The sequence below is a fragment of the Mycobacterium sp. genome (assembly GCF_036273375.1).
Taxonomy (GTDB): Bacteria; Actinomycetota; Actinomycetes; order Mycobacteriales; family Mycobacteriaceae; genus Mycobacterium.
Map to the genome: position 1 here is coordinate 13,301 of NZ_DASUHS010000011.1, position 18,406 is coordinate 31,706.

At 67.1% G+C, this 18,406-nt stretch carries 17 protein-coding genes; 6 read left to right on the top strand and 11 right to left on the bottom strand.

Annotated features, from left to right (window positions below; translation table 11 throughout):
- Positions 1 to 6: 6 nt before the first annotated feature.
- Both VFW69_RS01245 and VFW69_RS01250 read left to right on the top strand, forming a co-directional pair.
- Positions 7 to 819 carry an enoyl-CoA hydratase/isomerase family protein gene (locus VFW69_RS01245; RefSeq protein WP_526497338.1) on the top strand — a complete coding sequence of 271 codons (813 nt, stop codon included), beginning with the start codon at positions 7 to 9 and terminating at the stop codon, positions 817 to 819.
- Between the two features lie 95 nt (positions 820 to 914).
- A complete protein-coding gene (locus VFW69_RS01250) occupies positions 915 to 2,255 on the top strand; it encodes a DUF2867 domain-containing protein (RefSeq protein ID WP_526497340.1) in 1,341 nt (446 codons plus the stop codon).
- 6 nt (positions 2,256 to 2,261) lie between these two features.
- Here the strand turns inward: VFW69_RS01250 and VFW69_RS01255 are convergent, their stop codons facing one another.
- On the bottom strand, positions 2,262 to 2,984 hold the full coding sequence (locus VFW69_RS01255) for a CPBP family intramembrane glutamic endopeptidase (RefSeq protein WP_526497342.1): 723 nt from the start codon (positions 2,982 to 2,984) through the stop codon (positions 2,262 to 2,264).
- On the bottom strand, positions 2,981 to 4,129 hold the full coding sequence (locus tag VFW69_RS01260; protein ID WP_526497344.1) for an NAD(P)H-binding protein: 1,149 nt from the start codon (positions 4,127 to 4,129) through the stop codon (positions 2,981 to 2,983). Before VFW69_RS01260 ends, VFW69_RS01255 begins: the two co-directional genes overlap by 4 nt.
- Positions 4,130 to 4,482: 353 nt before the next feature.
- On the opposite strand from VFW69_RS01260, the gene VFW69_RS01265 reads away from it, so the two are divergent.
- Positions 4,483 to 4,983, top strand: a complete 501-nt coding sequence (locus tag VFW69_RS01265) for an isoprenylcysteine carboxyl methyltransferase family protein (RefSeq protein WP_526497473.1) — start codon at positions 4,483 to 4,485, stop codon at positions 4,981 to 4,983.
- Entirely contained in the window at positions 4,980 to 5,996 is a 1,017-nt protein-coding gene (locus VFW69_RS01270; RefSeq protein ID WP_526497346.1) for an NAD(P)/FAD-dependent oxidoreductase, read from the top strand. The genes VFW69_RS01265 and VFW69_RS01270 overlap by 4 nt, the downstream gene beginning before the upstream one ends.
- A gap of 70 nt (positions 5,997 to 6,066) precedes the next feature.
- Here VFW69_RS01270 and VFW69_RS01275 read toward each other — a convergent pair whose 3' ends face one another.
- From VFW69_RS01275 to VFW69_RS01315, 9 genes are all read right to left on the bottom strand, one after another.
- Positions 6,067 to 6,858: an enoyl-CoA hydratase/isomerase family protein gene (locus VFW69_RS01275; RefSeq protein WP_526497348.1), complete on the bottom strand. Its 792-nt coding sequence runs from the start codon at positions 6,856 to 6,858 to the stop codon at positions 6,067 to 6,069.
- A complete protein-coding gene (locus VFW69_RS01280) occupies positions 6,855 to 8,003 on the bottom strand; it encodes a thiolase family protein (RefSeq protein ID WP_526497350.1) in 1,149 nt (382 codons plus the stop codon). The genes VFW69_RS01275 and VFW69_RS01280 overlap by 4 nt, the downstream gene beginning before the upstream one ends.
- A 276-nt stretch (positions 8,004 to 8,279) precedes the next feature.
- Positions 8,280 to 9,764, bottom strand: a complete 1,485-nt coding sequence (locus VFW69_RS01285; protein WP_526497352.1) for an aldehyde dehydrogenase family protein — start codon at positions 9,762 to 9,764, stop codon at positions 8,280 to 8,282.
- A 114-nt stretch (positions 9,765 to 9,878) separates the two neighbouring features.
- Entirely contained in the window at positions 9,879 to 11,096 is a 1,218-nt protein-coding gene (locus tag VFW69_RS01290; protein WP_526497354.1) for a cytochrome P450, read from the bottom strand.
- A 10-nt stretch (positions 11,097 to 11,106) separates the two neighbouring features.
- Complete coding sequence (locus tag VFW69_RS01295; protein WP_526497356.1) at positions 11,107 to 12,123, bottom strand: SDR family oxidoreductase; 1,017 nt, start codon at positions 12,121 to 12,123, stop codon at positions 11,107 to 11,109.
- On the bottom strand, positions 12,116 to 13,270 hold the full coding sequence (locus VFW69_RS01300) for a spirocyclase AveC family protein (protein ID WP_526497358.1): 1,155 nt from the start codon (positions 13,268 to 13,270) through the stop codon (positions 12,116 to 12,118). The genes VFW69_RS01295 and VFW69_RS01300 overlap by 8 nt, the downstream gene beginning before the upstream one ends.
- A gap of 3 nt (positions 13,271 to 13,273) precedes the next feature.
- Positions 13,274 to 14,392 carry an ABC transporter substrate-binding protein gene (locus VFW69_RS01305; protein ID WP_526497360.1) on the bottom strand — a complete coding sequence of 373 codons (1,119 nt, stop codon included), beginning with the start codon at positions 14,390 to 14,392 and terminating at the stop codon, positions 13,274 to 13,276.
- Positions 14,393 to 14,478: 86 nt separating this feature from the next.
- Positions 14,479 to 15,336 (bottom strand): AAA family ATPase, encoded by an 858-nt coding sequence (locus VFW69_RS01310; RefSeq protein WP_526497362.1) that lies wholly within the window; start codon positions 15,334 to 15,336, stop codon positions 14,479 to 14,481.
- A 55-nt stretch (positions 15,337 to 15,391) separates the two neighbouring features.
- Entirely contained in the window at positions 15,392 to 17,155 is a 1,764-nt protein-coding gene (locus tag VFW69_RS01315) for a nitric oxide reductase activation protein NorD (protein WP_526497475.1), read from the bottom strand.
- Positions 17,156 to 17,237: 82 nt separating this feature from the next.
- On the opposite strand from VFW69_RS01315, the gene VFW69_RS01320 reads away from it, so the two are divergent.
- Both VFW69_RS01320 and VFW69_RS01325 read left to right on the top strand, forming a co-directional pair.
- Positions 17,238 to 18,221, top strand: a complete 984-nt coding sequence (locus tag VFW69_RS01320) for an SDR family NAD(P)-dependent oxidoreductase (protein ID WP_526497364.1) — start codon at positions 17,238 to 17,240, stop codon at positions 18,219 to 18,221.
- Positions 18,214 to 18,384: a hypothetical protein gene (locus tag VFW69_RS01325; protein WP_526497366.1), complete on the top strand. Its 171-nt coding sequence runs from the start codon at positions 18,214 to 18,216 to the stop codon at positions 18,382 to 18,384. Before VFW69_RS01320 ends, VFW69_RS01325 begins: the two co-directional genes overlap by 8 nt.
- Positions 18,385 to 18,406 lie beyond the last annotated feature (22 nt).

Consider the following 18,406-nt stretch of genomic DNA (forward strand, 5'->3'; position numbering starts at 1 on the left):
GAGCCCATGACTTCATCCGCGCTCGCCACCCTGACACCCGTCGCAGGCCTCGACGTCACGCTGTCGGACGGCGTGCTGTCGGTGACCATCAACCGGCCTGACAGCCTGAATTCGCTGACCGTTCCGGTGATCACCGGCATCGCGGATGCAATGGAGTATGCGGCCACCGACCCCGCGGTCAAGGTGGTGCGGCTGGGCGGCGCCGGACGCGGCTTCAGCTCCGGCGCGGGCATCAGCGCCGACGACGTCTCCGACGGCGGCGGCGTCCCGCCGGACGAGATCATCCTCGAGATCAACCGTCTGGTGCGCGGGATCGCCGCGCTGCCGCGTCCGGTGGTCGCCGTGGTCCAGGGACCCGCGGCCGGCGTCGGCGTCTCCATCGCCCTGGCGTGTGACATCGTATTGGCTTCGGAGAGCGCGTTTTTCATGCTCGCCTTCACCAAGATCGGGTTGATGCCCGACGGCGGCGCGTCGGCGTTGGTGGCGGCCGCGATCGGCCGGATCAGGGCCATGCAGATGGCGCTGCTTCCGGAGCGGCTGACCGCCGCCGAGGCCTTGTCGTGGGGCCTGGTCACCGCGGTCTATCCGGCCGGCGACTTCGATGCCGAGGTGGACAAGGTGATCGCCCGGTTGTTGGGCGGCCCGGCGGTGGCCTTCGCCAAGACCAAGCTGGCGATCAACGCCGCCACGCTGACCGAGTTGGACCCCGCCCTGCAGCGTGAGTTCGACGGACAGTCGGTGCTGCTGAAATCCCCCGACTTCGTCGAGGGTGCAACGGCCTTCCAGCAACGGCGCGCCGCCAACTTCACCGACCGCTGAAAGTTGTTGCGGTGATCGGCCGCAACGCTTAAGCACCGTTCAATGAGGTAATCCTCCTCGTCAGACCCCATTGACTGACCAACGGCGGAGGATCGATGCCCGAACAGGTGCGGTGCCTGGTGACCGGAGCGACCGGCTACATCGGCGGGCGCCTGGTGCCCCGACTGCTGGACGAGGGCCATCACGTTCGAGCTTTGGCGCGCGATCCCGACAAGCTGGCGCAGGTGCCCTGGCGGCAACAGGCCGAGGTGGCATGCGGTGACCTCGGCGACGTCGATTCGCTGATTGCCGCGTTCAAGGGCATCGACGTCGTCTATTACCTCGTCCATTCGATGGGTACTTCGAAGGATTTCGTCGCCGAGGAAACCCGCGCCGCCCGCAACGTCGCGACGGCCGCCCGGCGTGCCGGGGTGCGGCGGGTCGTGTATCTGAGTGGGCTGCATCCCGAAAACAGCGATCTCTCACCGCATCTCACGTCACGCAAGGCCGTCGGGGACGCGCTGATCGATTCCGGCATCGAGACGGTGGTGTTGCAGGCCGGGGTGGTCGTCGGCTCGGGGTCGGCGTCGTTCGAAATGATCAGGCACCTCACCGACCGGTTGCCGGTGATGACCACCCCGAAATGGGTGCACAACAAAATCCAGCCGATCGCGGTGCGCGACGTGCTGTACTACCTGGCCGCGGCGGCAACGGCCCCGGTCCCGAAATCACGCACCTGGGACGTCGGCGGGCCGGACGTGTTGGAATACGGCGACATGATGCGGGTCTACGCGGACGTGGCGGGCCTGGGCAAGCGCTACCTCATCGTGCTGCCGTTTTTGACCCCGACGATCGCCAGCCTCTGGGTCGGGACCGTGACGCCGATTCCGCCCGGCCTGGCGCGGCCGCTGATCGAATCGCTGGAGTGCGACGCTGTGACGCGCGATCACGACATCGACGGCATCATCGCGCCACCGCCCGGCGGCCTGACCGGCTACCGGCGGGCCGTCGAACTCGCGCTTGCCCGCGCCGCGCGGGGCGTCCCCGAACCCACGTGGTCCTCGTTGCGGTCCGAACCGGCCGAGGCGCTGCCCACTGACCCGGCCTGGGCGGGCGAGATCTTCTACACCGATGTGCGCACCGCGACGACCACCGCCGAACCCGCGAACGTGTGGAAGGCGGCCGAGGACATCGTGAACTCACGGGCAGGCGACTGGAAGGTCGATGAGCGCACAGCGGGAACCCTGTTGCGGCTGCGCTCAACCAAGCGAGCACCGGGACGAGAGTGGCTCGAGATCGCGGTGACCCGGCAAGACGGCCGCAGCACCCGGTATACCCAGCGGTCCACCGTTCTGCCGAGAGGCATTCCCGGGCGGGTCTACTGGTTCCTCGTGCGACCAATGCGCGCCGCCGCAATGCGCGCGCTGGCCCGCCAGGTCGTCGATTCGGTCCGATAGCCGGCGTCAGACACCGAACATCGGGGGCAGCGCAAGAACCATGATCAGGCCCCACACCAAGTGGGTGAGCACCGGCGCCAGGATACCGCCGGTGGCCCGGCGCTCGAACGCGCACACCGTCCCCAAAATGATCGCGGCGAAGCCGAGCATCGGGTTGCCGCTGGCCAGCGTCGCGCACGTATAGAGCACGGTCGAGATCACAACAGGGTGATATCGGCCCAGGGCGGTGTAGAGCGCGCCGCGAAAGAAAACTTCCTCGGCGACGCCGTTGATCAGCGTGATCGCCACGATCACCGGATACCACCCGTGGTGGGCGTAGAGCAGCACCCGGGTTATCAACTCCGACACGGGTGTGATCTGCCGGACGATCAGCCCGCCTACCACGAAAGCCCCACCGAGCAGGAGGCCGATCGTCGTCCCGGTGATGACCGGCCGCTGGTTTCGGCCCCGCCAACAGATGCCACCCAGGTGCAGCGGACCGGAGACCAGGGCTCCTGCGGTCCACACCGCCGCCAGCACCAGCGTCAGCCAGTAGAAGCTTGCATCCCCGGGATGGCGCCGCAACGAGAACCCGAGCACCGCGGCCCCGAGGACCACCGTGATGGCCACGATGACCCGCCGGCGCCGCACGACGCCGGGTGATTCATTGTGGGGCACAGCTACATTAGTGACCGCACGGCGTAGCTCCGTGAAGGCGCCGGTGTGATACTGACTCGTCGACTGGGTCATGCGGGACGCACCTTCGGGGTCAGGGCGATCAGGATGTCGAGGCCGGTGCGCACCGCTCCGGCCACCGGACCGGGGACCAAGTTCACCAGCCCCAGGGTCGGCCGCACGACCGACGGGGTGACCCGCCGGGCGAGTCGGCGGATGCGCAGCGCGTCACCGCCGGCCCAGGCGGGATCGGTGTCGGCGAGGTGGTGCGGATCGGCCAGCGCGTTGACGGGACGCGGTCGGTGCGTGGACTGGCCGGCCAGGGCCAGGGCAATGGACTCGTCGACGCCGAGCAGGCCGCCGGGCGGGTCCGGAACGCGATCGCGCAGCCCGCTGGCGGATGCCACCATCGGGTGGTCCAGCGATCCGACCAGATCGCCGGCCAGCCCCGGCGGCACCGGTAGTGCGACGCCCGTGATCAGCGATGCCAGCGTGGTGTCGATCCTGCCGACCGGCAGTCCGGTATGCCAGCGGCCGGAGACGCGCGCGTACGCCTTGAGCAGGTGCCGGTAGGACGTGGTGTCCGGGCCGGCGATGTCGTACGCCCCGGCGGGCACTAGGTCACGATCGGCCGCGGCGACGAGATAGTGCAGGACGTCGCGGATGGATATCGGGTCGATCGGGTTGTCCATCCAGCTCGGGATCGGGATCAGCGGGAAACGGTCGCCGACGTAGCGCATCATTTCGAACGAGGTCGAGCCGGCGCCGATGATGATCGCCGCGCCCAGCCATACCAGCTCCGGGCCGTCCGGGATGGTGAGCGCCTCGGCCACCTCGGCCCGGCTGGTCAAGTGCTCGGATAAGTCTTCATCGGCGGGCACGAAGCCACCCAGGTAGACGATGCGTTGCACCCCGGCCTCGCGAGCCGCCGCCGCGAAGTTCGCCGCCGCGGTCTTGTCGGTGTCGCGAAATCCGGGCTGCCCGATCGCGTGCACCAGGTAATACGCCACGTCAACGGGCCCGCAACCGGCGAACGCGGAGGCCAGTGTCTCGGGGTCGGCGGCGTCCAATTTCACCGTCGCGACGTCGTCGAACCAGCCGAAACGCTTGAGGCGCTCCGGGTTTCGCGTCGCCGCCACCACCTTGTGCTGATCGTCCAGCAGCGCGGTGACCAGGCGCGATCCCACATAACCGGTGGCACCGGTGACCAGAGCACGCATACCCCGACCCTAGCCCGACGACGATGCAGGCCGCTCGCGGCGTGCGAAGGGGTCGGGCAATAGCGCCGAGCGGCCCGGTAGCGCGGCGGGCATTTGAACCGACGGCGCGGCGGCGCCGTCACCCCGACATGGGCCATCGGCGAAGCGATGATTTCGCCGGCTCGCCGGGCGTTGCGCTGAAAAGTCCGTCCATTGCCGGCGTTGCGTTGAAGTTTCCACCCAACCGCTATACCCAAAGTGACGCCATCCGCGCGCCGACCGACATCGCATCCCGCCGACGGGGTCGATCGGCCTATGGGCCGGCGTTCCGAGCTGGTGCTGCCGACCTGGTAGAGCTGGTGAAGACTGTAGCCATGTATTACCTGCTGGTGCTGGTGGTCGGACTCGAGCGCGTCGCAGAGCTGGTGGTCTCCACCCGCAACGCGCGCTGGTCGTTCACCCAGGGCGCCAAGGAGTTTGGCCGATCCCACTATCCGGTCATGGTGATCATCCACACCGGGTTGCTGGTCGGCTGCCTGGTCGAACCGTGGGCGCTGCACCGGCCGTTCATCGCATGGCTGGGCTGGCCGATGCTGGCGGTGGTGGTGGCCAGCCAGGCATTGCGCTGGTGGTGCATCACGACGCTGGGGCGGCGGTGGAACACCCGGGTGATCGTTTTGCCGCGGGCTCCGCTGGTGCGCCAGGGTCCCTACCGCTGGCTGCACCATCCGAACTACGTTGCAGTGGTGGCTGAGGGGTTGGCGTTGCCGTTGGTGCATACGGCGTGGCTGACCGCCGCCGTTTTCACGCTGGCCAACGCCGCGCTGCTCAGGGTGCGCCTGCAGGTGGAGAACTCCGCGTTGGGTTACACGTGACGGATTACGACGCGGACCTGTTGATCGTCGGCGGCGGCCCCGGCGGGCTGGCCACTGCGTTACACGCTCGACGTCTTGGACTTTCGGTGATCGTGGCCGAGCCGCGGGACAGCCCGATCGACAAGGCGTGTGGCGAGGGGTTGATGCCCGGCGGACTGGCCGAACTGACCTCGCTGGGTGTGGATCCTGTCGGCATGCCTTTTCAGGGAATCGCCTACGTGAGTGAACGACGGCGCGCCCAGGCGCGCTTTCACAACGGGCCGGGGCGCGGCGTGCGTCGCACCACATTGCATGCGGCGCTGGCCGCGCGCGCGAAAGAGGAAGACACCGACTGGATCCGCACGCGGGTGACGAGTGTGGCGCAAGACGCCCACGGCGTCTCGGCCGCCGGTGTGCGCGCGAAATGGCTGGTGGCGGCGGACGGGCTGCATTCACAAGTTCGGCGCGCCGCTGGAATCACCGTGACGCCGGGGACGCCGCGGCGCTACGGGGTGCGGTGGCACTACCGGGTGCCGACATGGTCGGAATTCGTCGAGGTCTATTGGTCGCGCTGGGGTGAGGCGTACGTGACCCCGGTCGAGCCCGATCTGGTCGGTGTGGCGATCCTGTCGCGTGGCCGGCCCGACCTGGCTTGGTTCCCGCGGCTGGCCCGCCAGCTGCGCGGCGCCGGCTCGGGACACCCCCGCGGCTGCGGCCCGTTGCGACAGGTGGTCTCCCGCCGGGTCGCGGGGCGGGTACTGCTGGTCGGGGACGCGGCCGGCTACGAGGACGCGCTCACCGGCGAGGGCATCAGCCTGGCGCTCAAGCAGTCCGCCGCGGCCGTCGATGCCATCGTCAACGAGACGCCGGCGTCCTACGAGCGGGCGTGGCACCGGATCACCCGCGATTACCGGCTGCTCACCCGCGGGCTGGTGCTGGCCGGCAGGCAGCGGGCGGTGCGACGCGCCGTCGTGCCGACGTGCACGCTGCTACCCGCGGCGTTCGGCCGCGGCGTCAACATCCTGGCGGGCTAGCGGATCGTCACTAGTCCTGATGGTGGGCGACCCGCTGCGCCCGGCTGCGCCGCGCTTGCGATCGTCACCGCTAGCGCGCCTTCCAGGCCGGCTCCCGCTTCTCGGCGAACGCCAGCGGTCCCTCTTTGGCGTCTTCGGACTTGAGCAGGGCCTTCATCTCGCGGATGGTGCGCTCCCACCCCGGTTCGTCACCCACCACGACCCCGTCATCGACGCCGTAGGCGACCCGCTTGCTGGCCTGCACCGACAGCGGCGCGTTGACCGTGATCCGCTCGGCCAGCACCAGCGCGGCATCCAGCACGGTGCCCTGCGCGACGACCTCGTTGATCAGGCCCCATTCGCAGGCGGCGGCCGCGGTGAGCGGTTCGCCGGTCAGCAGCAGCCGCATCGCCACCTTGCGCGGCAGCTGCTCGGCGATGCGAAACATGCCACCGGCGGCGGCGATCAATCCCCGCTTGACCTCGGGGAGGCCGAACTGCGCTCGTTCGTCGGCCACCACCAGGTCGCTGGCCAGCGCCAGCTCGGTGCCACCGCCCAGTGCGGTCCCGTTCACCGCCGCGATCGTGGGCTTGTCGATGAAGTGGTGCACGTATCCGGCGAAGCCCCACTCGGGATGATCCGGGTGATAGAGGTTCTCCCGCCGGGCGATCGCCTTGAGATCGGCCCCGGCACAGAACGACTTGTCGCCCGCGCCGGTGACCACCACCGCCCGCACCTCGGGGTCGTGCTGCGCCTCTTCGAGCGCATCCCCGAGGCCGATGCTGACGGCGGCGTTCACCGCGTTGCGGGCTTCCGGCCGGTTGATGGTTATCACCATCACGTTGCCCCGGCGCTCGGCCAGGGCCCCCGGCGCCTGGATCACAACAGTTCCACAAGGGTGGCGTTGGCTTGGCCGCCACCCTCGCACATGGTCTGCAGACCGTACTGAATTCCCTTGTCCCGCATGTGGTACAGCAGGGTGGTCATGATCCGGGCACCGGATCCGCCGAGCGGGTGGCCCAGTGCGATGGCGCCGCCGTTGGGGTTGAGCTTCTTCTCGTCGGCGCCGATGTCCTTGAGCCAGGCCAGCGGAACCGGCGCGAACGCCTCGTTGACCTCGTAGGCGCCGATGTCGCCGATGGACAGCCCGGAGCGCTTGAGCAATTTCTGCGTCGCCGGGATGGGCGCCGTCAGCATGATCACCGGGTCCGCGCCGGCCAGGGCCGCGGTGTGCACTTTGGCGATCGGCTTGAGCCCCAATTCCTTGGCCTTCTCGGCGGACATGAACAGGATCGCCGCCGAGCCGTCGGAGATCTGCGACGAGTTGCCGGCGTGAATCACGCCGTCTTCCTTGAAAGCCGGCTTCAGCGAGGCCATCTTCTCCATCGGCGTGCCGCGGCGGATGCCTTCGTCCTTGAGCACCACGTTGCCGTCCTGATCCTTGATACCGACGATCTGGTCATCGAAGACGCCGGCATCCTGTGCGGCAGCGGCCTTTTCGTGGGAATCGAGGGAGAACTGGTCGAGCGCGGTGCGGTCGAGCCCCCACTGCTCGGCGATCATCTCCGCGCCGATGCCCTGGTTGGGGATCTGGCCTTCGTAGCGATCCAGGAAGGCCTGGGGATACGGCCGCCCACCGTTGGCCAGCGATGCGCCCATCGGGGTACGCGACATCGACTCGACACCACCGGCGACGACGACGTCGTAGTGCCCGGCGATGACGCCGGCGGCCGCGAAGTGGATGGACTGCTGGCTGGAGCCGCACTGGCGGTCCACGGTCACGCCGGGGACGGTCTCGGGCCAGCCGGCGGTCAGCAGTGCGGTGCGGCCGATGTCGAGGGCCTGCTCACCGGCCTGCATGACGCAACCCCAGATGACGTCGTCGACCAGGCCCGGGTCGACGCCGGCCTTGTCGACCAGGCCGTTGAGCACCTGTGCGGACAAGTCCGCCGGGTGCACCCCGGACAATCCGCCGTTGCGCTTGCCGATCGGTGAACGCACTGCCTCGACGATGACGGCTTCAGCCATGGTCTTGTCTCCTTTGACACGTGGACTTGGAAAAGAGTGGAGTCTTGCGTTGATTGTCAACCAAGGGGTTGGGCGGGTGAAGCCCGGGGTGCTTCTCGCCCGCTAGCCGGAGGTCGCCAAGGTCGCGTCCCAGCGGTCACAATGGCCGCATGAGTATCGAGTCGAGGTAGCCAAATGCTTCGTCGAGTGCGCTATCGCATGTGCTAGCGGATTCGAAAGCCACGTAATGGTCGCTGACACAGCCGCTTTGGGCGGTGCGCCTAAGTCGCGCCCATCTCAGCCGGCGGGGTACGCTACCGACTTGATCTCGGTGTACTGGTCGAATCCGGCAATACCGTTCTGGCGTCCCACACCGCTTTCCTTATAGCCACCGAACGGTGTGTCGGCACCGTACGGAGCTCCGCCGTTGACGCCCATGAAGCCGGCCTTGATCCGGCGGGTCACCGACAGCGCACGCTCGAGAGAACCGGCAAACACGTTGCCGGCCAACCCGTATACGCTGTCGTTGGCGATCCGGATCGCGTCTTCCTCGTCGTCGAACGGAATGACCGACAGCACCGGCCCGAAGATCTCCTCCTGCGCGATGGTCATCTTGTTGTCGACGTTGGTGAAAAGCGTTGGGCGGACGTAATATCCCTTGTCGAAACCGGTCGGGGCGTCGGGACCGCCGACCAGCGCGGTGGCACCTTCCTCGACGCCCTTCTTGATGTAGCCCGTCACCCGCTCGTACTGCCGTTGCGAGATCACCGGGCCGCACAGCGTTCCGGGATCCTGCGGGTCGCCACACGTGACGTTCTCGTAGATGTTCTTGAGGATCTCCACGCCTTCGTCATAACGGGACCGCGGCAGCAGCAACCGGGTCGGGTTGGCGCAACCCTGCCCGGCGTGCATGCACGGCGCGATGCCGACCATGCACGCCGTCCCGAAGTCGGCGTCCTCCAGCACGATGGTGGCCGATTTGCCGCCGAGTTCGAGGAACAGCCGCTTCATGGTGGCGGCGCCCTTTTCCATGATCCGCTTGCCGACCACCGTGGAGCCGGTGAACGAAATCAGGTCGACCTTGGGCGACAGCGTGAGCTCCTCGCCCACGAAGTGATCCGACGCGGTGACGACGTTGACGACGCCGGCGGGGATGTCGGTCTTTTCGGCGATCAGTCGCCCGAGCCGGTTCGCATTGAACGGCGTGTTGGGCGCCGGCTTGAGTACAACGGTGTTGCCGGTGCCCAGCGCCTGGCCGAGCTTGTTGAGAGTGACCTCGAACGGGAAGTTCCACGGCACGATCGCGCCGACCACGCCCACCGGTTCGCGCCAGACCTTGCGGGTCGTGAGCGTGCCGGTGAGGCTGATGACCTTGTCGCCGAGGTCGGTCTCCCAGGCGTACTCGTCGATCAGGCGCGCGGGGTACTTCAGCCCGTCTTCCAGTGGCGCGTCGAGCTGGGGGCCGAACGTGATGGCCCGGGGCGAGCCGACCTCGAGGATGAGCTCCTCGCGCAGCTCGTCGATCTCGGACTCGATCGCCTCGTGCAGCTGCAGCAGGCAACGCTTGCGCAGCGCCTTGTCGGTCGACCAGTCGGTCTCGTCGAAGGCGCGCCGGGCGGCGTCGATGGCCCGGTGCATATCCTCCTTCGAGGCGTCGGCGACCTCGCCGAGCGGCTCCTCGGTCGCCGGGTTGATGTTGGTGAAGGTGCCGGCTTGCCCGTCGACGAGCTTGCCGTCGATCATCATCTTCGGCTCGAAGCGGACCTTTACAGCCTCAGTCATATCTGTCACTCTCTTCTGACTCGGTAGAGGGGCGGCTCGCAGAGCGGTGGTTACCCTACGGGGAGCCTTACTGGAAACTAGCCGATTGGCAAGTGGAGCCTCGGCCGGGGCCGGTTATTGGGGGTCGAACAGCACCGGAACCGACGTCGGTGACCGGAAGACCTGGCCGCGGATATGGGGGTCGCCCGCGTCGGGGTCCAGCCGTAGGTTCGGCAGCCGGTCGAGCAGAAGGTTGATGGCGGTGCGCATCTCGAGCCGTGCCAGGTGCATGCCGAGGCACACGTGCACGCCGTGTCCCCAGCCCAGATGCGCCCGGGCCTCTCGGTGGATGTCGAACGTATTCGGATCGGGATAGCGATCCTCTTGCCGGTTCGCCGAACCGAGCATCGGCATCACCGTCGCCCCGGCCGGGATCGCCACGCCGCCGAGTTCGGTGTCGCGAGTCGCCACCCGGGTGATGGTCAACAGCGGTGATTCCCAGCGCACACCCTCCTCGATCGCCTGTGGCAGCAATGACCGATCCGCGCGGATGGCATCCAGCTGCGCCGGATCCGACAGCAGCGCCAAAAGCAGGCTGCCGAGTGATCGGTAGGTCGTCTCGACGCCGGCTGGGAGTAGCAGCCGAAGGAACGAGAAGATCTCCTCGTCGGCGAGCTTCTCCCCGTCGATCTCGGCCGCACCGAGGGCGCTGATCAGGTCGTCCTTCGGCTCGGCCCGGCGCGCCTCGAGTATCGGCGCGAAGTAGTCGCACAGGGCGGCTGAGGCCGCAAGCCCGCGTTCGGGGTTCATCAGCCAGCTCAGCAGCGAAATCGACCACCGCTGGAACTGTGGGTAATCCTTTTCCGGCAAGCCCAGCAATCCCGCGATGATCTGGCTCGGGTAGTCGAAGGTGAATTCCTTGACCAGATCGGCCTTGCCATTGGGCGCGAACTTGTCGATCAGGCCGTTCGCCACGCGGCCGACCAACTCGTCCTGCCAGCGCGCCAATGACTTCTGCGAGAACGCTTTCGATACCAATGAACGCAACCGGCCGTGGATCGGCTCGTCCATGCCGAGCATCACGCCGTCACCCAGCACGGGGCCGAATGCGGCGATGACCGCGGCCGAGGAGAACGTCTCGTTGTCGCGCAGCATCTGCTGGATGTCCTCGTGGCGATACACGATGAACATCGGCAGCGATTCCTCGTGCGGAAGCGCTCCCGACGTGTCGAGCCGCTGCACCGGTTCCTCGTGGCGCAGCCGCGCCAATTCGGTGTACGGGTCACGCACGTCACCGGATATCGCGTCGTCGAAGGCGCCGAAATCCGCTAGGTCGTCGAATAGTTGTTCCATGATTGCCCCTTTAATCCCCTTGCGGTGCCGCATTCTTTTGCGACGAGAACCGCCCCGCTACCGCGGCCAAGCGCTGCAGTACCGGCTGCGGAAGAACACGGGCGACGAAGACCATCGCCCTTTGACTTGTCGTCAACGGCCACGCCCCGCCCCGCATCGAGCCCTGCTTGGGTATGCCCAGCACGAGCCGCGACATATGGTGCATGCCCGACGCCGGCAGGATCCTGTTGGCCACCAACAGCATCGAGGCGTCCGGGCCAATACCTCGGCGGCGGAATGCACCCCGATCGTCGATCGCCTTGAGGAGACCGTCGGTGAACCGCTCCGGTGGCCGTGCCATTTTCATCGCGAAGCGCCCGCGGCTGTTCATGGTGTTGTGCAGGCGGGCGTACGGGCCGTTGAAGTTTCGGTCATCGGTGGTGCCGGCGTCGGTGATGATCTCGGTGTCATAAGTGCCGGCCACCAGGACGGTGACGCCGAGACCGAACGGCGCGATCTCGCACGCCATCGATTCCCCCCACCGCTCCAGCGCCCCCTTGGCCGCCGAGTACGGTGCGGTGGCGGGCTGGCCCCGCACCCCGGCCGCGCTGGAAACCAGGACGATGCGCCCTTGGCCCGCCGCCCGCATCAACGGCAGCAGAGCCTGGGTGAGCGTGACCGGGCCCAGGACGCTGGTGGCGAGCATTCGCTGCCACAGCGCCATGTCGGTCTCCTCCACCATTCCGGCGGCCGAGATTCCCGCGTTGTGCACCAGTGCGTACGGCGCACCCACGGCTTCTTCGATTGTTTTGGCCGCCGCGGCGATGGACGCGCTGTCGGTCAGGTCGAGCTGGACGCCGATCAACCGGTCGTCGTCAGGAGCGGCCGGCCCCTGTTCCCCAATTGCCTCGCGCAGCAGAGGCATTCCTTGGTCGGGAGTGCGCATGGCCGCTACCACGCGCCACCCCTCCCGGTACATCCGCACCGCCGAGGCGAAGCCCAGCCCGCGTGACGCGCCGGTGATGACGACCGTGCGCGGCTCAGCCATTCTTGCCCTGGGTTGCACAGGCGCCTTGACCGGGCGGCGGGGGTTGGACTTGCGGCCGGCCATTGGGCTCCCCACTCGCCCAGGTCGACCAGATGCCTACCGAGTACGGGCCCTGCGCGCCCGCCTTCTCGTAATAGCCTTGCGGATCATAGACTTTGGCTTCGGGATAGGGCCAGGGGCAGGCGACCGAAGTGGCGGCATGACTGACCTTGATCGCCCAGAACCAGCCACCGTAGGCGAAGTAGGACACGTTGATGATGACGAACATCACCAGGAAGGTGCCCAGCACCGGGCGCGTCGGGAACAGCTTCGCTTTCGCGGCAAGCTTTTCGGCCACCGACTTGCCGGTGTCGTCGCGGTAGCAGAGGATTGCGGCCGGCACCATCACGAAGCACACCGAGAACGATTCCCAGATCAGCGGGAACTGGAATGTGGTGCCGGTGAACACCGATCCCCACGGGATCACCTGCGAGTAGATGTACATGCCCCAGTGGATCAGGATGTTTTCCAGGAAGGCATCGAAAACGAAACCGATTACGAGGGTGATCAGACCCAGGCTGACCAAGGGATGCCGCGACAGGTAGCTCGTGGGCCCGTACTTTGCCTGCAGTCTGCGCAGGAGCCAGACCGCTGGGAAGTAGGGCCCGAAGTAGAACATCACGTAACCGAAGACCACGAACGGTTCGACCGTCGGTGACAACGACACCAGCGGCCAGGATTCCGGCCAGTGAACGAGATCGGGGTTGTAGACCGCGAACGGTGACCAGTTCATGATCGGGTCCTGCCACACGATCAGCGTGGTGCACAAGAACATCAACATCACCGGGCCGCCGGGATTGCGGCGCCAGCCCCTGATGAAGACGATCAATAGCACGATCAGCGCCACGACCGTGGCCCAGTCCAAGAAGGCGATGTAGTCCAGCCCAAACGTGAACTTCACCGGCCGCGGCCGGCCCTGCACATTGGGGTTCGCGACCCGAGGGTCAAGGGCCACACGGCAATTGGCGATGAAGAACAGCGCGAAGGCGGCCAGTGCTGCGCCGGCGATCCAACCGCCCCAGCTGCGCTTGCCGTTTCGCTGCGGGCCGGCCGGTTCCTCCTGCGCGGCAGGCGGGGTGGTTTGTTCGGTGGACGGGTTCGTGCTCAAGAGTCAGCCTTCCTCTCCGAAGCGATCGACCAGATGCGAGTTGACACCGTCGGCATCGAGGGTGCGTGCCACCAGATACCCGGCACCCATCCAGGCGCGGCGGGTCCATTTGCCGAACGACACCCGAGTCCCCGGTGCCCCCGACGCGGCGGGCATCATCTTGACCCGCTCCAGGGCCTCCTTGACGCCGCGCGGGCTGAGCGGATGAGCGTCGGTAAACGCGCGCGCAAGTGTCGCGGCGACGTCGCGGTTCACCACGGTCACGCAGAACTCGGGGCGACTGCCGTTGTACTTCTTCGCATAGGTGTCGAGGAAGTCCTGGCCGATCCGGTTCGCCTCGTCGTACTGGTCGACACCGGTCCAGCCCATGAACGCGTTCCACATGATCGGGTTGACCCAGGCGTTCTGCCACGCGGTGGTGGTGAAGCGGGGTGGGTCCCAACCGAGGGCCTCGAGCGCCGGGTTGATGAACACGATGCCGAATCCGAATCCCAGGTGCACGATCGCCTCGGCCTTTGCCTCATGAAGCGTCTGGACCGCGGCGTTGATGTCCTGAGCAGTCTGGGCGATTGCAACTTCCGCCACGATGCGAATGCCTTTGCGCCGACAGGCACTTCGAAGATTCTTCAGGTAGCTCTCACCAATGAGGCTCTGCTCTACCAGTACTCCGATCTCGGCGAGTCCGCGTTTGGCGATGAGGTCGGCCAAAAAGATCGGCTCGTCGGTCATCGATCCCTGGGGGAAGGCGAATGTCCACTCGCCCAACCAGTCGTCGGTGCCGGTCACGCTGATCGCGGGCACCTTGAACCGTTCCTCGATCGCTTCTCGCAACGGCACACAGTTATCGGTGATGTTCGGCCCGTAGACAACTAGGCAGCCCTCGTCGACCAGTTCGCCATATGCATCGATCACCGCCTTGACCGACCCCTTGGGCAGGCCCTCCACCTCGCGGTAGATCATCTGCACGGGACGGTCCATCAGGCCGTCGGCGACCGCCTCTTCGAAGATGAGGTCGAAAGTCTGGGTGAAGGAGGCAAACAGCTCCTCGGGAAAGCCCGGCGGGAGCGTGAAGTCCATCAGATAGCCGACCTTGATCGGTTCTGCGCTGCTCTCGTAGGACATCCGACCTCCCAGGTGACTGGTTTTGCGCGCGCCGATCCGAAAAAACCTAATATTTGTTCAGACCCTAGCGGGCGCGTTATGCAGCGTCAATCATCGGACCCGCCGAACTCGTCGGTCGCCAGGTAAATCTGGATCATTTCGCCCAGCGCCTTGCCCACCGCCACGTCGTCGGTGAGCGGGCCCGCGATCGCGGCCCGGGCCGCCTCTTGCATGCTCAGTCCTTCGGCGACCAGCCTGCCCGCGGCAATCAGCACCCGCGTCGAGGCGACCTCACGCAGCCCGCCAGTCTCCAGTCGGCGGATGGCCTGCCCGAAACGGACCAGCTCCGCCGCGGTGGACCCGTCCACGCCAGCCTCGTGTGCGACGATGCCCTCTTCGATATCGGGGGTGGGGAAATGGAATTCGATGGCCACCATCCGCTGCCGTGTCGAATCCTTGAGATCCTTCAGCACGCTCTGATAGCCGGGGTTGTAGGACACCACGAGGCCGAATCCGGGCGCCGCGTCCAGCGTGACACCGAGTCTCTCGATCGGCAGCTGTCGCCGGTGGTCGGCGAGCGGGTGCAGCACCACGGTGGTGTCCTGCCGGGCTTCCACCACTTCGTCGAGGTAGCAGATCGCCCCTTCACGCACCGCATGGGTCAGCGGGCCGTCCACCCACACGGTCTCGTCGCCGCGCAGCAGGTAGCGGCCGACCAGGTCGGCGGTGGTGAGGTCGTCGTGGCAGGCGACGGTGATCAGCGGGCGCCCGAGGTCGTGGGCCATTGCCTCGACGAATCGAGTCTTGCCGCACCCCGTCGGACCCTTCAGGACCAGCGCGAGGCCCTGCCGGTAGGCGGCCTTGAAAACGGCCTCTTCGCTGCCGACCGCTTGGTAGTAGGGCCGCACGGGCTCCCCTTCGGGGGTCCCTCGGTTGAAGTAAGCAAGCCCGGACTCGTTGGCCATAGCTTCCCTTCTGCTGCTTCCGGCGATTGGAGCCTAGCCGGAACAGATGTTTGTTTCAAGTGGCGGGACCGGTGGCGACGGCGCTCCGGCGCGCCAATGGCGTTCTGGGACTTGGCATCACCGACGCCCTGCGGCGAACCTCCGCCGAGCGCAGCGCGGAGCGGAACAGCGGTCCGATGACGCCGGCGAGCTGATCGGGTCGCGCGATCGTCGCGTGCGCGGTGCTGCCGAACACCCGGCGCAGCGATTGCACGTCGGTTCCGGCGCCGATCGTCAGGCATACGCAGCCGGTCCCCCGGCGGCGGGCCTCGGTCAGCGCGCGGCGCGCGTCCGCGGCACCGTAAGCCCGCTCGTATCCGTGGTCGTAGGCCAGTCCGTCGGAGAGCACCACTAACAGCCGCCGTGACGTACCGCCGCGCGCCTCCAAGATCGCCGAACCGTGGCGGATCGCGGCGCCGAGGCGCGAATACGCGCCGGGTTCCAGGCTGTTGAGCCGCCTGATGACCTGGGCGTTCAGCTGGTCGTGGAACCGCTTGACCGGCACCATGCTCACCGCGCGCCGGCCCTGCGAGTAATAGGCGTACAGGGCGACGCGGTCACCGAGATCGTGCAAGGCCACGGTCAGGTTGGCGACCGCCGCACGCTGTAGTTCGTGCACCGTGCGCCCGACCGTGCCGGGTTCGGCCGCCGAGCCCGACACGTCGAGCAGGAGCAGCACCGACAGGTCGCGCCGGCGCCGGAGGCTGTCCAGGTACACCGCCTCGTCGGGCACCGATCCGGCCCGCACTTCGACCCGGGCTTCCACGGCGGCGTCGATGTCGATGTCGTCGCCCTGCGCCTGCCGGTGGCGACGGTGCAGACCCATGCCGAGCCGCGACAGCGGCCGCCGGACCCCGATGGCGTCGTCGATGGCTTGGGTGGCCGACGCGTTGATCTGCGGCTCGACCTCGCGCACCGTGCACCAGGCCGGCCGGTAGCTCTTGCGCGCGACATCCCATTCCGGATACCGCACGCCGTCCGCGGCGGTATGTCCGTCGGGATCGGCGTCCCCGTCGTCGCCGGAGGTCGAGGCCAGCGACGTGACGGCGTATGCGCCGGGCTTGCCGGAGTTGGTGCGGTGGGTCGGGTTGTCCGCGCCGGGCGGGCCGCCGCCACTTCCGGTCTTGCGCGCGGACGAGAGCATCTTCTTCAACCACTTGCCGATGAATCCGCCCCCGCCAACCGGGCTGGTGAACAGGTCGGGATCGTCGGAGTCGTCCACTTCGCCGTCGTCGAGTTCCTCGAGTTCCGTTGCGCCACTGTGCCGCGGGACGTGCCCGGGCTTCGCTTCTTCGTCTTGTTTCGCCACCCGCGCGCACGCGGCAATCACCTTTGTCGCACGGATGACGCCGAACTCCGGTGCCGGGTCCTCGAGCGCCACCGGTGAGGCGGCAATGGCGAGCGACGCATGGGGTGAATCGCTGCGACCCGCGATGTCGCGGTCACCCAGCGACGCCAAAACACTTGGCAGCAAAGGCGCATTCGCGACCAGTGCGCGGTGGCCTTCGATCCTCAGGTAACGCTTGGCCAGCTTGCGGTGCCGAACCAAGGCGCCCACCACATCGGGCTCCAGGCTGCCGGCCGCGATCAGCGAGGCCTGCACGGCTACGGCTTTCAGTTGCGCGTTCGGGGCCGCGGCGGCATCGACGCAAATGGTCTGGCCGTCGGTCCACGCCGGTTCACCCGCTGACAGCCCGGCGACCGCGACGGCTCGGCCCGCCAGCGCGGAGGCGAGCATGCCCAGGGCCTGCAATCGGTCGGCACCGGCGTCGTCCCCCACGTTCAACCTCCGGATTGTTGACCAAATATCTGTTCCACCGTAAAGTCCGGCTGCACAGCAGTCAATGAATCAGGAGCGCACGATGATTGACTTCACCGGCCAGGTGGCGGTGGTGACCGGGGCCGGTCGGGGACTCGGTCGGCTGTACGCCCTGGACCTGGCCCGCCGCGGGGCCGTCGTGGTCGTCAACGACCTCGGCGGCTCGATGCGCGGCGACGGTTCCGACTCCGGCGTGGCCGACGATGTGGTGGAGGAGATCAAGAAGGCCGGTGGCACCGCGATCGCCTCGTACGACTCCGTGGACAACCCGGCGGGCGGTCAGGCGATCGTCGATGCGGCGGTGGACTCATTCGGGCGCCTTGACGCCGTCGTCAGCAACGCCGGCATTTTCGGCAGCGTGCCCTTCGAGGACCTCTCGCACGACGACTGGACGCGGATGCTGCGCGTGCATCTCGACGGTGGCTTTCACCTGTCCCAGCCCGCGTATCGGGTGATGAAGAACAACGGGGGCGGACGATTCGTGTTCATCTCGTCCTCCGCCGGAATCTTCGGCCAGCCGATGGAGGCTCACTATGCGGCGGCCAAGGCCGGATTGGTCGGATTGACGAACGTCATCGCCATCGAAGGCGAGGCGCACGGGATACTCGCCAATTCCGTTATGCCCACCGGTTTCTCTCGGATGGTCACCGAGACGGTCGGCGACGAGAAGTTTCTCGCCGAATCCGGCTTTATGCAAGCCATCCGGCCCGAGCTTGTCGTGCCACTGGTGACCTTCCTGGCCAGCACCGCATGCACATTCACTCACCGCAACTATTCCGCGGCCGCCGGCCGCTATGCACGTGTGTTCGTCGGCCTCACCGAAGGCTGGCTCGCCGACGCCGAGAGCCGGCCAACGGCCGAGGACATCGAGGCGCATCTCGAGCAGATGTCATCGACGGAGAAGTTCATCGTGCCCGCATCGATCGTCGATGAGGTGCTGGAAGTGTGTGAGCGACGGGGTGTCAGCCCGATGCCGGACAATGCCGAGGTCGCATTCCCCGAACCCCGAGGGAGTGATAGTGGATGACGAGTTGCGCGATCAGGTCAAGCGGCGGACCGACGAGGCCATAGCCATGATGCCCGGGACCCGCACGCCCCGCCATGACAGGACGGACACCTCATACGATCGACCACTCGCGGCGTCGCGCATGGCCGCCAACATCATTGACCAGATATCCGCTCAACCGTAAAGTCCGGCTTGGTCAGGGCTTT